Genomic DNA, 15001 nt, shown 5'->3' with positions numbered 1-15001 from the left:
CTCTCACCGATACCCGTCGTACGATCGCCGACGCCAAGCGCATCGTGGTCAAGATCGGATCCTCGGCGCTCACCAGCCTCGATGCCGGTCTCGATCTGGCTCGACTGGACCTGTTGGCCGACGCCATCGAGTCGCGGATGCGTAGCGGCACCGACGTGGTCGTCGTCTCGTCGGGCGCGATCGGTGCAGGCATGGCCCCACTCGGTCTCACCAGACGCCCACGTGACCTCGCAACGAAGCAGGCTGCGGCGAGCGTAGGTCAGCTTGCTCTGGTCAACGCCTGGAGTTCGTCGTTCCACCGGTACGGCCGCACGGTCGGGCAGGTGTTGCTGACCGCCGAGGACATCGCGCGGCGAACCAATCACCGTAATGCGCAGCGCACCTTGGATCGGCTACGGTCGCTCGGCGCAGTAGCGATCGTCAACGAGAACGACACCGTGGCCACCGCCGAGATTCGGTTCGGTGACAACGATCGGTTGGCGGCACTCGTGGCACACCTCGTCGGTGCCGACGCGCTGTTCCTGCTCTCGGATGTGGACGGGCTCTACGACGGTGACCCGCGCAAGGGTTCGGCCACGTTGATCCCCGAGGTGACCAGCCCGGAAGATCTGGACGGCGTCGTCGCCGGGTCCGGGGGAGCGCTCGGTACCGGCGGTATGGCCTCCAAACTCTCTGCTGCGCGCCTGGCGGCCGACGCCGGGGTTCCGGTGCTGCTGGCCGCGGCATCCGATGCTGCTCACGCTCTGACGACGTCCGCAGTGGGCACCGCCTTCGCGGCGCGCCCGACGCGGTTGTCGGCACGAAAGTTCTGGGTGCGGCATGCGGCCGACGCGGCAGGCGAGCTACACCTCGATGCCGGTGCCGTGCGAGCAGTCGTCGAGCGGCGCAGGTCGTTGTTGTCTGCGGGGATCACGGCCGTGTCCGGTTCTTTTCACGGCGGAGACGTCGTCTCTCTTGTCGATACCGACGGTGTACTGGTGGCCCGTGGGGTCGTCGCCTACGACTCCGGGGAGTTGTCCGGAATGCTCGGGCGGTCCACGGGGGAGTTGGCCGCGGAGCTACAGCGTCCGGTGGTTCACGCGGACGATCTCGTCCGCGCCTGATCGGACGCGTCAGCCAGCGCTGTCGCTGTTTCCGAACAGCCGGTATGCAGTGTGAGAGAGGCGAATTCGTCGCCACGGGTAGAACCCCGATTGACGATGACAACGGGCGTGCCGGTCTTGAACGCGTGTCTGACGAATCGCAGGCCCGACATCACGGTCAGCGAGGACCCCAGCACCAGCAGCGCGTCGCTGCGATCGACGAGGTCGAAGGCCTCGGCGACGCGCGGTTTGGGGACACTCTCGCCGAAATAGACGATGTCGGGTTTGAGTATGCCGGAACAGGATTCGCAATCGACCATCCGAAAATGCGCGGTGGACGAGATGATCGCGTCGGCATCGGGTGCGATCTCGACGCCCTCGGCCGGAGCAACGGATTCGACGAAGCCGGGGTTGGCTCGATCCAAGCGTCCGGCCAACTCGAACCTCGACACCAACCGCTCGCAGTTCAGGCAGCGCACGCGGGCGTAGACACCGTGGAGATCGATGACGTTGCGGCTGCCGGCCTTGGTGTGCAGCATATCGACGTTCTGGGTGATGATGCCGGTGACGACTCCTGCGCGTTCGAGACGGGTCAGGGCTCGGTGGCCGTCGTTGGGCACTGCCGCGTCCATGTGTCGCCAACCCACGTGATTACGCGCCCAGTAGTGCCTTCTGAACTCGGCATCACCGATGAACTGCTGAAAAGTCATCGGATTGCGCGGTGGTGACTTCGAACCCCGATAGTCCGGAATTCCGGAGTCGGTCGACATGCCGGCACCGGTGAGCACTGCAACAGTTCTTCCGTCCAGCATCGAGAGCAATTGCCGATACGTTTCCGCGGGCGCGGTCGGAGCATTCACCTCGTCCAGGATAGCGAAGAGTCGTGTCACGCATCGACCGACAACGACGACACCGGGCCCGCACCGACAATGCGTCGGTGCGGGCCCGGTGTTGTGGCGAGATGCGTTACGCAGGTACCTCGACGAGGGGGTACACGCCGTTTTCGTCGTGCGTCTCGTTGCCGACGACCGGCGGGTTGAACACACACAGCATGCGCATTGTCGTGCGCGGCTCGACGGTGTGACGCTCGTGCCCGTTGAGCAGGTACATCGACCCCGGTCCGAGCTCGTACGTCTGTCCGGTCTCGCGATCGGTCAGCGTTCCTTCACCCTCGATGAGCCACACCGCTTCGACATGATTCGCGTAGTGGAAGTTGTTCACCGTTCCGGGCTGGATGGTGGTCTCGTGGAACGAGAAGCCGACCTTGTCGCCGCCCAGAATGATTCTCTTGCTGCGCCAGTTGCCGTCCTCGCTCGAGATGTCGCGGTCGGTTCCGGTGATTTCTTCGGTGGTGCGAACGATCATGCGATGTCTCCTTCGATGTCGGTGTGTGCTGGACGCTGCTAGGACAGAACTTTCGCCACTGCACTTTCGATGATGTCCAGGCCGCGGTCGAGCTCGTCGATCGTCGTGGTCAACGGAGGAAGAAGCTTGACGACCTCGTCCTTGGGGCCCGCGGTCTCGACGAGCAGACGCTCGTCGTAGCACAGCTGAGACACCTTGCCGGCCAACTCCGCGTCGTCGAACACCAGGGCCTGGACCATGCCACGACCGCGGGTCGAGATGCCGTCGAACTTGGCGCACAGCTTGATGAATCGATCCTGGATGTGCTCGCCCTTGGCGAGGGTTTCCTTCTCGAACTTGTCGTCGGACCAGTAGTGGTCGATGGCTGCCTTTGCCGTGACGAACGACGGGTTGAAGCCGCGGAAGGTGCCGTTGTGCTCACCCGGTGCCCAGACGTCCAGCTCGGGCTTGAACAGTGTCAGCGCCAGCGGCATGCCGTAGCCGCCGATGGACTTCGACAGGGTGACGATGTCCGGGGTGATGCCGGCTTCCTCGAACGAGAAGAATTGGCCGGTACGGCCGCAGCCCATCTGCACGTCGTCGACGATCAGCAGAATTTCGCGTCGCGAGCACAGTTCGGCCAACGCGCGCAACCACTCCGGACGTGCGACATTGATGCCGCCCTCGCCCTGAATGGTCTCTACGATCACCGCGGCCGGACGGTTGAATCCACTGCCCGAGTCGTCGAGAACGCGCTCGAACCACTGGAAGTCCTCGGTGACGCCGCCGAAGTAGTTGTCGTACGGCATCGGAGTGGTGTGCACCAATGGAATTCCGGCGCCAGCTCGCTTCATCGAGTTGCCGGTGACCGACAACGCGCCGAGTGTCATGCCGTGGAATGCGTTGGTGAAGTTGATGATCGCCTCGCGCCCGGTGACCTTTCGAGCGAGCTTGAGTGCTGCCTCGACGGTGTTGGTGCCCGTCGGGCCGGGGAACTGAACCTTGTAGTCCAAGCCGCGGGGGTCGAGGATGTTCTTCTTGAACGACTCGAGGAACTCACGCTTGGCGACGGTGGACATGTCGAGTCCGTGGGTGATGCCATCGCTGGTGATGTAGTCCACCAACGCGCTCTTGATCATGTCGTTGTTGTGGCCGTAGTTGAGTGCGCCTGCGCCACCGAAGAAATCGAGGTAGTCGTTGCCGTTCTCGTCGGTGATGACCGAGTTCTTCGCTGTGGTGAACACGGCGGGCCACTGGCGACTGTAGCTACGCACGCCGGACTCGACGGTCTCGAATACATCGGGCTTCTCTGTTGTCACTGTGTTCTTTTCGGTCATGTTCTGCTTGTTCCTTTCGTAATTCCGCGATGCATCCGGGCCTACGGTGTAGAGCTCTTCTGCTTCGTGGCTATCAGGGAAATCGTTGGGCGCGAACAAATCCGACTTGACGATGTCGGTGCCTCGCTTGCGTGCGAGGCTGGTGAAGGTTGCGATGGACGCCTCGTTGTCGGGGCTGATCGTGGTTTCGAGGTGCGTGATGCCCTGTGGCTCGAGGCGGTCGAGCAGCTCCATGAGCATGCGACCGGCAAGTCCCTTGCCGCGCTGGTCCGCATCCACGGCGACCTGCCACACGAACAAGGTTCGAGGGGCGTCCTGGCGGATGTATCCGGTGACGAATCCGACTGCGCGGCCGTCGATGTCGGATACGACAGTGGTGGCCGCGAAATCTCGGCACCACAACACGTACGAGTAGCTGGAGTTCAGATCCAGAACCCGTGAATCTCTTGCGATCTCCCAGAGCCGGACTCCGTCGGAGATCTGTGGCTTACGAAACTTCACTGCGTCCGGCGCAGTGAGCGGGGTACCTCTCAGCAATGCAGGCTTCATAGGAAATACGACCGTAACAAGGAGGCGGGAGCATATCGAGTGCGTCGGAGAATCGACGCCCGAATCGGACATGCTTTGCCTGGTTAACCGCCGATTGTGATGGTGCTCACATATTTCGGGATCGGCTGGCGGTACCCACCTGGCGCGTTTTCAAACCCGCACTCCGAGAAGGCCCTGGTTCGGCGTAGCCGCTGCGCCCTATTTGGGCGTTGCCAATGCGAAGGGGAGGATCGCATCCGCTCCCGCAGCCTGCAGTGCAGCGGTCGCACACGTGAACGTCCAACCGGTGTCGGTGAGCAGATCGACGAGCAGAATCGGCCCGTCCACGGACGATACGTCCGGAACGTCCCACGAGTCCACCAGGCCGGCAACTCGGAAGGCCGAATTCGCGGCCGATACCGGAGGATGTCCCGGTCTGACCTGCATCACTCCCAGGTTCTGCAGCTTCCCGACGGTTGCCAGGCGCTCGGCTACCGAGCGCACCAGCAGTGGGTGGGTGGGGGAGTCGAGGGCCAGCACGGCGGTCGGCCGGTCGGCCCAGTCCCAGTTGGCCAGCACCGAGATGCAGGCCTTCTCCAGCGCCTCGGTGACGGGAGCGTCGGGTGCATCCAGCAGGGCTCGCAAGCGTCCACCCCACCCGAGGTCGGTGAGGCGGCCGAGAACGCGACCCGGTCGGTGCGGGTTGCCGATCTTGCCCGAGAGCGATACACCGAGCTTTTTCATCCCACTGGGCCACTGCTTTCGGGGCTGGAGATCGAGTCCGGGGCGATCGAGCCGGGCCCTCGCAGAGTCGACCGACGTGGCATCGACCGCGGACGAGAGATGCTCGCCCGTGCAGTTGTCGCATCGGCCGCAACGGTCGGACTCGGTTCCGGGTGCGCCGAGATCGGGGTCGTCGAGCTGCCGGCGAAGAAATTCCATCCGGCACCCATCGGTGCTCTGGTAGTCGAGCATCGCCTGCTGCTCACGGTCCCTGGCTTGCTCGAGACGTTCGTAGCGGCTCGCGTCGTACGTCCACGACTCACCGGTGGCCATCCAACCGCCACGGACGCGTCTGACGGCACCGTCGACGTCCAGGACCTTGAGCACCATCTCGAGCCTGCTGCGATTGAGCTCGACCAGTGGCTCGAGAGCTTGAGTCGACTGAGCCTTGTCGGTATCGAGTGCATCGATGACCTGTCGCACGAGATGTTCCCGCGGGAATGCGACGGAGGCGAAATAGCTCCAGATCTGCCGGTCCTCGTGGCCGGGGAGTAGTACGACGTCGGCGCGTTCGGTGGCGCGGCCGGCGCGACCGACCTGCTGGTAGTAGGAGATCGGCGAGGACGGTGCCCCCATGTGCACGACGAAGCCGAGGTCGGGTTTGTCGAACCCCATTCCGAGTGCGGAGGTCGCGACGAGCGCCTTGACCCGGTTTGCGAGTAGGTCGGCTTCGAGTGATTCGCGTTCGGTGGGGTCGGTCTGACCGGTGTACGACGCCACGACGTGGCCCTGGTCGGTGAGCAGCGCGGCGAGATCCTTGGCGGCCGAGACCGTCAGCGTGTAGATGATTCCGGAGCCCGGCAGGGTCTTCAGGTGATCGCCGAGCCACGCTGCGCGCTCGGTGGCGTTCTCGATCCGCACCACCGACATCCGTAGTGAGTCTCGTGCGAGTCCGCCGCGTAGGACCAGGGTGTCTCCGCCGCCGACCCCGAGTTGGGCGGCGACGTCGTCGACCACCCGGTCGTTCGCGGTCGCGGTGGTGGCCAGCACGGGTATGCCGTCGCGCAGTTCGGCGATGAGGGTTCGGATCCGCCGGTAGTCGGGCCGGAAATCATGTCCCCAATCGGAGACACAGTGGGCCTCGTCGACCACGACCAGGCCGGCGTCACCGGCCAACGACGGCAGCACCTGGTCGCGGAAGTCGGGATTGTTCAGGCGCTCGGGGCTGACCAACAGCACGTCGAGCTCACCCGAGTTCACCTGTTGATGGATCTCGTCCCACTCGGTCATGTTGCCCGAGTTGATGGTCGCCGCCCGCACCCCGGCACGCTGCGCAGAGGCGACCTGGTTTCGCATCAACGCCAGCAGCGGCGACACGATGACCGTCGGTCCCAGACCCTGGGCGCGCAGTAGTTTCGCGGCGATGAAGTAGACAGCCGACTTACCCCAACCGGTCCGCTGGACCACCAACGCACGCCGACGGTGCACGACCAGCGCCTCTATTGCCGTCCACTGGTCCTCGCGCAACACCGCATCGGGGCCGGCGAGCTCACGCAGCAGCCTTTCGGCGTCTTCGCGCAAGTTGCCTACGGTCGCGTGCGTCGCTGTCGTCATACTGTTCATCGTGCAGCATCGGTACGACAGAGAGCAGAGCCGGCGGTGAGCGACCCGGCATCGCACCGCAACCTCGCGGCCTTGGCAACGGTGTTCGTCGGCGGCGCGGCAGGCACTGCTGCTCGCTATGCGATCGAGGAACGTCTCCCGCACACGACGTCGCAGTGGCCTCTCGCCACCTTCGGAATCAACATCGTCGGTGCTTTCGTGCTGGGGTTGCTGCTCGAGTCGCTGCTGCGCAGTGGTCCCGATGCGGGTGGACGGCGTCGGCTCCGGTTGCTCGGCGGTTCGGGGTTCTGTGGCGCGTTCACCACGTACAGCACCTTCGCCCTCGAAACGGTCGAGGGTGTCCGGGGCGGGTTCACCGGACTGGCGTCGGCATATGCCGTCGTCAGTGTGGTGTTGGGAGTTGTGGCGGCCGGAGCCGGAATCATGTTCGCCGGCAGGGTGATCCGATGATCGCGGCCCTGGTGATCCTGGCCGGCGCGCTCGGGTCGGTCGCGCGATTCTTCGTCGATGCGGAGGTGAAGTCACGGCTGAGCTCGCGCACGAGCTTCCCGTGGGCAACCGTCGGCATCAACATCTCGGGCTCGTTCCTGCTCGGGTTGCTGGCCGGCTGGGTGATGCTGCGCGCCGGCTCCACCGATGCGCAGGCAGTTCTCGGAACCGGGTTCTGTGGGGGCTACACCACCTTCAGTACCTCGACCGTGGACACCGTGCGGTTACTGCAGCAGGGCCGTCGGGTCGACGCCGCCGTCAACGCGATCGGCACGCTGGTGGCGTCCGTACTCGCGTGCGGTGGCGGTCTGGCGCTCGCCTCGGCTCTGTAGTCGAGGCGGGTGCCACACTTCAGGCTTGGCTGACGCGCACCATGTTTCCGGCCGGGTCGCGGAACGCGGCATCGCGGGCACCCCAGGGCTGACTCGTCGGCTCCTGCAGTATCTCGCCCGTACCCGCCGCGCGGATCCGCTCGAACGCGGCATCGAGGTCGTCGGCGCGGAACAGTAGTCCCGGCAACTCGCCCTTGGCCAGCAGCGCGGCGAGCTGATCGCCCAGTTCCCGAGAACGGCCTGCGTGCGGCTGCGACAGCACGACCTCGATCTCGGGTTGTTCGCTGGTGGACAGCGTGATCCAGCGGTAGCCGTCGTTGGCCACCTCGCTCTTGACCTCGAGTCCGAGAGCGTCTCGGTAGAACGCAACCGAGGCATCGGGGTCGTCGGTGTAGACGTGAACGTGGCTCAGTGAAAGTGTCATGGATGAAGGCTAGGACGCCCCGGCCGCAGATGCTTCTTCGATTCTGCTCGGCTCGGTCACCGCCGCCGTCGGGGATGTGGGCCCTCGCATCGGGCGTCCGAGAACCATCGCCGTGCAGCTGGGTACGGCGTGGCTGCCACGATGATCGCGGGCGCGGTAGGCGCTCGGTGTCTCGCCCACGATCTCGGTGAATCTCGAGCTGAACGACCCGAGGCTGGTACAACCGACCGCGAAGCATGCCTCGGTGACCGTGACGTCTCCGCGTCGCAGCAGCGCTTTGGCGCGCTCGATCCGTCGTGTCATCAGATGCGCGTACGGCGTCTCGCCGTAGGCCTCTCGAAACCGGCGACTGAAATGTGCAGTGGACATCAGCGCGGTTCTGGCGAGTGAGGGGACGTCGAGCGGTTGCGCGAAATCGCGATCCATTCGATCGCGCGCGCGGCGCAGCAGGCGAAGCTCGGTCGGGTCGTACGCAGTCATCGCGCGTCCGCACCGTGAAGGGATTCGATCTGGGCCCTCGTTCCCGAGGACGAGCCCGCGCCCGCTCCCGTCGCAGCGAAAGCACCTGCGGCGACGGCCCATTCGACTGCAGCGCGGGGACCGCTCGACCAGGACGCCGCGAGTGCCCCGGCGAAAGCGTCGCCCGCTCCGGTGGTGTCGACCGCCTCGACCTTCGGCGCAGGTACTTCGAACGATTCCGAGCCGCGGTATCTCGCGCCTCGTGCGCCCAGCGTGGTGACCACATGTTCTATGTCGTCCGCTCGGCTCCCGATGCGCGCTTCCTCGGCCTCGTTGACCACCAGGACGTCGGTGGCGGCAACCAGAGCGTCGGGCAGATCCCGGACGGGGGACGGGTTGAGCATCGTCACGACGTCGTGGGAGTGCGCGTACTCGAACGCGGCGAGCACGGTCTCGAGAGGAATCTCCAACTGGCACAGCAGGATATCGGCACCGCCGATGACCGCCAGGTCGTCGTCGGTGAGTTCGTGCACGCCGCCGTTGGCTCCGGCGACGACCACGATGTTGTTCTCGGCTCGGTCGTCGACGGTGATGGCGGCGATACCGGAGGCTCCTGCTGCGGTTCGCAGAGCGTGGTCGTCGACGCCTGCGCTGGTGAGTGTGTGCCGCAGTGTCGGCCCGAATTCGTCGTCCCCGACCGCCCCGACGAAGCTCACGCGAGCTCCCGACTTCGACGCCGCGATCGCCTGGTTGGCACCTTTGCCGCCGGGAGCGGTGTCGAACGAGGTCCCCATCACGGTTTCGCCCGGTTCGGGCAGGGCGGGGGTCCGAGTGATCAGGTCCATGTTGATGCTGCCCAGTACGACGATGCGTGGGCTGTTCGAGCGAGGGTTCGATGCGGACACGACCGAACCCTATCGCCCCGGGCTCGACCGAACGGCGTGATCCGGCCCCGAATTCGTAATTGCAGATTGTTGACAATCCGTAATCGGTGGGTGACGATGGCACCCATGACAGCGTCGACTCGCACCCACCTCAGCCCCGCACTCAAGCAGGCGACCCCGATCGTCGTCGACCACGGAAAGGGCAGCTGGATCATCGGGACCGACGGGCGCAAATACCTCGACTTCACCACCGGCATCGGCGTCACCAGCACCGGTCATTGCCACCCCCGCGTGGTCGAGGCAGCTCGCGAGCAGGTGGGCAAGATCATCCACGCCCAGTACACGACCGTCATGCATCAACCCCTGCTCGCGCTGACGGACAAGCTCGGAGAAGTGTTGCCTGCCGGGTTGGACAGTGTGTTCTACGCGAACTCGGGATCCGAGGCGGTCGAGGCGTCGATCCGATTGGCGCGCATGGCAACCGGTCGACCGAACATCGTTGCATTCCACGGCGGCTTCCACGGGCGAACGGTGGCGGCTGCATCGCTCACCACGGCGGGAACCAAGTTTCGGTCGGGATTCTCGCCGATCATGGGTGGGGTGCACATCGCACCGTTTCCGTATGCATTTCGGTACGGATGGGACATGGACACCGCAGTCGCCTTCGCGCTGAAGGAACTCGACTACCTGTTGATGACGATGTCCAGCCCCGCCGACACGGCTGCGTTCATCATCGAGCCGGTGCTGGGCGACGGCGGGTACCTGCCCACGCCCCCTGCATTCCTCGAGGGCTTGCGCGAACGCGCCGACACCCACGGCATCGTCCTGATCGTCGACGAGGTGCAGGCCGGAGTCGGACGCACCGGAACGTTCTGGGGCCATCAGCACTCGTCGATCACTCCCGACATCCTCATCACCGCAAAAGGACTCGCCAGCGGGTTCCCGATTTCGGCGATCGCCGCATCGGCAGAGCTGATGGGCAAGGCATGGCCGGGGTCGCAAGGCGGAACCTACGGCGGTAACGCCGTCGCTGCTGCAGCGGGAGTCGCTACCCTCGACGTCGTGCGCGAGGAAGGTCTGGTCGACAACGCGGCAGCGCAGGGCCGAGTTCTCCTCGACGGCCTTCTCGCGCTGAAGGAACAGCACCCGGCCATCGGTGATGCTCGGGGACTCGGATTGATGCAGGCGCTCGAATTCGTCGACAGCTCGGGCAATCCCGACGCCGCCGCTGCTCTGCGGGTGCAACAGGGTGCCATCGACGAAGGGCTGCTGTTGCTCACCTGCGGTGCGCTCGGCAACGTGGTTCGTATCATCCCCGCACTGATCGTGAACGACGACGAGATGACGTTCGGACTCGACGCGTTGTCGCGGACATTGAAGAACGTCCTGTGACAGCAGCCCCTGTTCGTTCCGAGGTGCCCGCACTCGTACAGCGAGTGCGAAGACTGGGCATCGATGTCGACGATTCGTCCCGACGGTTGGCCGAATACTCCTACGACGCGTCGAACTACCGAGTCCCGCCGGCCGCTGTCGTCTTTCCGCGCAGCGCCGACGAAGTGGCCACGGTCGTGTCGCTGTGTGCCGCCGCCGACGTTGTCGTCATCGGGCGTGGCGGCGGTACCTCCATGGCGGGCAACGCAATCGGCCGTGGAATCGTCCTCGACTTCTCGCGCCACATGAACCGGGTGCTCTCGGTCGACACCGAGTCCAGGACTGCCGTCGTCGAGCCCGGAATCGTCATCTCGGAGTTGCAACGTCAGCTGGTGACGCGGACCGACGGTGCCTTCACCTTTGCGCCCGATCCGTCCAGCAAGACCCGCGCGACGGTGGGCGGAGCCGTCGGCAACGACGCGTGCGGTAACCACTCCGTGCGGTACGGACGCACCGCCGATCACACGGTGGCCATGGACGTGGTGACCGCCGACGGATACCTGCTGCGAGTCACCCGCACCGGTGTGCAGGCGCTGCGAACCCAGGACTCGGCGGCTGTGGCTGCAGCCGAGCGCATTTCGAGCGAGCTGCGCTCGCTGGTGTCCGACAACCTGGCCCTCTTTCGGGTCGAGTTGGGTCGCATCCCGCGTCAGGTATCGGGATTCCACCTCTCGCATCTGTTGCCGGAGAACGGTTTCGACGTTGCCCGGGCCCTCGTCGGAAGCGAAGGTGCCTGCGTGGTGATCGTGTCGGTGACCGTCGCCGTCGTGCCCGTACCCCCAGCCGCACTGCTGCTGTGTCTCGGATACGACGACGTGGTGGCCGCCGCGGCGGACGTGACGACCATTCTCGAGTTCTCACCCGCCGCCGTCGAAGGAATCGACGACAACATCGCCGGCACGATGGAGTATCGCCGCGGACCGGACTCGGTACGGGGGCTCCCTGCAGGAAATGCCTGGTTGTACGTCGACCTCGACGGGTCCGATGCGACAGAAGTGCAGGACAAGGCATCTCGGTTGCTCGAGGCGCTCGGTCGGCTCGGGCGCGTCAAAGAGGGTCGTATCGTGACCGATGCGGCCGATCGCGCAGCGTTGTGGCGGGTGCGCGAGGACGGTGCTGGTTTGGCGACGCGCCTGGCGAGTGGAGTCGAGTCCTGGGGCGGTTGGGAAGACGCCGCCGTGGCACCGGAAAACCTGTCGGCGTATCTCGCGGACCTGAATTCGCTACTGGCCGAACACGACTTGACCGGAGTGATGTACGGCCACTTCGGTGCCGGCTGCATGCACGTACGGATCACCTTCGACCAACGCACCGACGCCGGACGACGAGTGATGTACGACTTCCTGCGCGCTGCCGCACGCGTCGTCGTCAAGCACGGCGGCAGTCTTTCGGGCGAGCACGGTGACGGCCGCGCGCGCTCGGAGTTGTTGCCGGTCATGTATTCCCCTCGCATGCTCGACGCCTTCTCCCGGTTCAAGCGCATCTGGGACCCCGCGGGAATCCTGAACCCCGGATCCATCACCGACCCCGAACCCCTGATGGACAACCTGATGCTTCAAGGCATCCCGGCCCGGGAGTGGAAGACCAGCTTCGATCTGCACCAGATAGGGTCGCGACCCGATCTGGACCCGTTCGTCCATGCCACCCAATCCTGTGTGGGCGTGGGGAAATGTCGAACGACAACCGGTGGCGTCATGTGCCCGAGCTACCGTGCGACGGGTGACGAGAAGGATTCGACGCGGGGCCGGGCGCGGGTGCTGCAGGAGATGGTGCGCAGTTCTCCGACGGTGGCCGACGGATGGGCATCGAAGGACGTTGCGGAGTCGCTCGATCTCTGCCTGTCGTGCAAGGCTTGCTCCTCGGACTGTCCCGTCGGCGTCGACATGGCCACGTACAAATCGGAGTTCCTCGACCATCACTACGCGAGGCGGCTGCGGCCGCTGTCGCACTACTCGCTCGGGTGGTTGCCTCGATGGCTCGCGGTGACGATGCGAACGGCACCGCTGCTCAATCGTCTGCTGACACCCCGGGTGTCGGCAGTGGCGGCACGTCTGGGTGGGCTGACCACCGAACGCGCATTGCCTCGGTTCGCGTCGTCGAAGGAACTGGCCGATGCCGTCCGAGTCGGCGGTGGCCGCGACGCCGATGTGGTGCTCGTCGTCGACACGTTCACACAGGGATTTCGCCCCGAGGTCGCGGGTGCGGCACAACGCGTTCTCGAAGACTCCGGACGCACCACCGAATGCCGAACGGATGTGTGTTGCGGTTTGACGTGGATTTCGACGGGTCAGCTGAAGTCCGCTCGCAAGCAGCTGACGAAAGCCGTTGCGGCGCTGGACGACGGTACCGACAGGCCGATCGTCGTGACCGAACCGAGCTGTGCGGCCGCGTTCCGTAAGGACATGCCCGAACTGGTCCCCACGGACGCGGCGAGGAGGGTCGCGGCGCGCGTCCAGAGCTTTGCCGGAGCGGTGATCGATCAAGCAAGCGCGGGCTGGCAGCCCGCGGGCGACATGCCGGCTGCGGTCACGGTGCAGACTCACTGCCACGAGTACGCCGTGTTCGGCGATGCAACGCAGCGCCGGGCCCTCGCCGCCGTGGGCGTCGAGTCGGTACGTGAGGCCACCGGATGTTGCGGTGTAGCAGGAAATTTCGGCTTCGAGAGTCGGCATTACGAGCTCAGCATGGATGTCGCCGAGCAGGCTCTCGCGCCCGCGTTGCGGGCCACCGAACCCGACACTCCTGTTCTGACCGATGGATTCAGCTGTCACATGCAGGTGCGCCAACTGACCGGTGACTCGGGCGACGATGCATCCGTACACCTGGCGCAGATACTCGATCCACGTTCGACGAAAGGACCGCGGCCATGACCGCCAGCTCGACCACCAGCCTCACGCGTCCGCGCATCACCTCTCCCACAGATTGTTTCATCGGTGGGGCGTGGTCGCCGTCGGTATCGGACGCCCGATTCGACGTCGTGGACCCGGCCACGGGCGAGGTCATCGCCACGGTTGCGGACGGCGGTATCGCGGACGCAGAGAAAGCGCTCGCTGCAGCCGTCGACTCCGCGGCGGAGTGGGCGGCCACCGCACCGCGAGTGCGAAGCGACATACTGCGGACGGCATACGAGATGATCATGGCCCGCTCGGAGGAACTCGCTGCGATCATCACCGCCGAGATGGGTAAACCGCTCGCCGACGCGCGCGGCGAGGTGGCGTACGGAGCCGAGTTCTTTCGCTGGTTCTCCGAGGAAGCGGTACGCATCTCGGGTGATCACACCCTGACCGGAGACGGGAAGAACCGCGTCGTGGTCACCCGCGCGCCGGTCGGGCCCTGCATTCTCGTCACGCCGTGGAACTTCCCGCTGGCCATGGGAACTCGCAAGATCGGGCCCGCCCTTGCGGCAGGCTGCACCGTCGTGTTCAAGCCCGCCGAGCAGACGCCGCTGACCGCACTTGCACTGGTGCAGATTCTGCACGAGGCGGGGGTGCCTGCGGGCGTCGTCAACATCGTGCCGACCACCGATGCGTCGGGTGTCGTGGGGTCGTGGATGAGCAGCGGCGCTGCCCGCAAGATCAGCTTCACCGGATCCACGGCAGTGGGCAAGATTCTGCTCGAACAAGCGGCGGCGACGGTGATGCGGACGTCGATGGAGCTGGGTGGGAATGCACCCTTCGTGGTGATGGACGATGCAGATCTCGACCGCGCCGTCGACGGAGCCATGGTTGCCAAGATGCGCAACATGGGCGAAGCATGTACCGCAGCGAACCGGTTCTTCGTTCACCGCAGTGTGGCACAACGCTTCTCGGATGCTTTGGCCGACCGAATGGGTGCGCTGAGGGTGGGCGCGGGCGCTTCTCACGGCACCGAGGTGGGGCCGCTGATCGACGACGCAGCCCGGGGCAAGGTCCAGGCGCTGGTCGACGATGCTCTCGCACGCGGTGCCCGCGCCGTCGTCGGAGGTGCGGCCCCGGACGGGCCGGGCTACTTCTACCCACCGACCGTCCTGACCGATGTCGATACCGAATCGGATCTGATGTCCCAGGAAATATTCGGACCGGTGGCCGCCATCGTTCCCTTCGACACCGAGGACGAGGTCGTCGCGCTGGCCAACGACACCGAATGGGGACTGGTCGGATACGTGTTCACCCAGGACATCGATCGGGCTCTGCGAATGGGGGAGCGCCTCGAGGTGGGCATGGTGGGGCTCAACACCGGGCTGGTGTCGAATCCGGCAGCCCCGTTCGGTGGTGTCAAACAATCGGGACTCGGCCGTGAGGGCGGGAAAGTCGGAATAGACGAGTTTCTGGAGTACAAATACTTCGCGATTCCCCGCAGCTGAGGA

13 protein-coding genes and 1 pseudogene are annotated in these 15001 nt (G+C 65.3%); 6 read left to right on the top strand and 8 right to left on the bottom strand.

Features of this window, described 5'->3' with window-relative positions; translation table 11 throughout:
* The first annotated feature begins 23 nt into the window (after positions 1-23).
* Positions 24-1103 (top strand): glutamate 5-kinase, encoded by a 1080-nt coding sequence (gene proB, locus CH268_RS13715; RefSeq protein ID WP_370878787.1) that lies wholly within the window; start codon positions 24-26, stop codon positions 1101-1103.
* On the opposite strand, the gene CH268_RS13710 is transcribed toward proB, so the two are convergent.
* The 5 genes and pseudogenes from CH268_RS13710 to CH268_RS13695 all read right to left on the bottom strand — a co-directional run bounded on the left by CH268_RS13710 (position 1076) and on the right by CH268_RS13695 (position 6628).
* Positions 1076-1894, bottom strand: a complete 819-nt coding sequence (locus CH268_RS13710) for a Sir2 family NAD-dependent protein deacetylase (RefSeq protein WP_094664773.1) — start codon at positions 1892-1894, stop codon at positions 1076-1078. The two genes, proB and CH268_RS13710, sit on opposite strands and share 28 nt — an antisense overlap.
* Before the next feature lie 154 nt (positions 1895-2048).
* Positions 2049-2447 carry an ectoine synthase gene (locus CH268_RS13705; protein ID WP_027497550.1) on the bottom strand — a complete coding sequence of 133 codons (399 nt, stop codon included), beginning with the start codon at positions 2445-2447 and terminating at the stop codon, positions 2049-2051.
* A 38-nt stretch (positions 2448-2485) separates the two neighbouring features.
* Positions 2486-3763: a diaminobutyrate--2-oxoglutarate transaminase gene (ectB, locus tag CH268_RS13700; protein WP_052058464.1), complete on the bottom strand. Its 1278-nt coding sequence runs from the start codon at positions 3761-3763 to the stop codon at positions 2486-2488.
* 48 nt (positions 3764-3811) lie between these two features.
* Positions 3812-4312 (bottom strand): annotated as a pseudogene (gene ectA, locus CH268_RS28245) (diaminobutyrate acetyltransferase); the annotation flags it as partial.
* Between the two features lie 198 nt (positions 4313-4510).
* Positions 4511-6628 (bottom strand): RecQ family ATP-dependent DNA helicase, encoded by a 2118-nt coding sequence (locus tag CH268_RS13695; protein ID WP_094664629.1) that lies wholly within the window; start codon positions 6626-6628, stop codon positions 4511-4513.
* 45 nt (positions 6629-6673) lie between these two features.
* On the opposite strand from CH268_RS13695, the gene CH268_RS13690 reads away from it, so the two are divergent.
* Entirely contained in the window at positions 6674-7087 is a 414-nt protein-coding gene (locus CH268_RS13690) for a CrcB family protein (protein ID WP_094664627.1), read from the top strand.
* Entirely contained in the window at positions 7084-7458 is a 375-nt protein-coding gene (crcB, locus tag CH268_RS13685) for a fluoride efflux transporter CrcB (protein WP_027497547.1), read from the top strand. Before CH268_RS13690 ends, crcB begins: the two co-directional genes overlap by 4 nt.
* A gap of 19 nt (positions 7459-7477) precedes the next feature.
* On the opposite strand, the gene CH268_RS13680 is transcribed toward crcB, so the two are convergent.
* The 3 genes from CH268_RS13680 to CH268_RS13670 are packed head-to-tail and all read right to left on the bottom strand — an operon-like array spanning position 7478 to position 9186.
* On the bottom strand, positions 7478-7882 hold the full coding sequence (locus tag CH268_RS13680; RefSeq protein WP_027497546.1) for a VOC family protein: 405 nt from the start codon (positions 7880-7882) through the stop codon (positions 7478-7480).
* A gap of 9 nt (positions 7883-7891) precedes the next feature.
* Positions 7892-8362 (bottom strand): helix-turn-helix transcriptional regulator, encoded by a 471-nt coding sequence (locus tag CH268_RS13675; RefSeq protein WP_027497545.1) that lies wholly within the window; start codon positions 8360-8362, stop codon positions 7892-7894.
* A complete protein-coding gene (locus tag CH268_RS13670; protein ID WP_441346974.1) occupies positions 8359-9186 on the bottom strand; it encodes a ribokinase in 828 nt (275 codons plus the stop codon). The genes CH268_RS13675 and CH268_RS13670 overlap by 4 nt, the downstream gene beginning before the upstream one ends.
* 165 nt (positions 9187-9351) lie before the next feature.
* Between CH268_RS13670 and CH268_RS13665 the strand changes: the two genes are divergently transcribed.
* From CH268_RS13665 to CH268_RS13655, 3 genes are read left to right on the top strand one after another with little or no spacing between them, the layout of a single operon-like run.
* Positions 9352-10617, top strand: coding sequence for an aspartate aminotransferase family protein (locus CH268_RS13665; RefSeq protein ID WP_032370377.1), 1266 nt, complete (start codon positions 9352-9354; stop codon positions 10615-10617).
* Positions 10614-13526 (top strand): FAD-binding and (Fe-S)-binding domain-containing protein, encoded by a 2913-nt coding sequence (locus CH268_RS13660; RefSeq protein WP_094664623.1) that lies wholly within the window; start codon positions 10614-10616, stop codon positions 13524-13526. The genes CH268_RS13665 and CH268_RS13660 overlap by 4 nt, the downstream gene beginning before the upstream one ends.
* Positions 13523-14998 (top strand): NAD-dependent succinate-semialdehyde dehydrogenase, encoded by a 1476-nt coding sequence (locus CH268_RS13655; protein ID WP_094664621.1) that lies wholly within the window; start codon positions 13523-13525, stop codon positions 14996-14998. Before CH268_RS13660 ends, CH268_RS13655 begins: the two co-directional genes overlap by 4 nt.
* Positions 14999-15001 lie beyond the last annotated feature (3 nt).

Source organism: Rhodococcus sp. 06-1460-1B, from assembly GCF_002258475.1.
GTDB lineage: Bacteria > Actinomycetota > Actinomycetes > Mycobacteriales > Mycobacteriaceae > Rhodococcoides > Rhodococcoides fascians.
The sequence above is the reverse complement of the archived record's forward strand: the minus strand, read 5'-3'. Positions and strand labels throughout refer to the sequence as shown.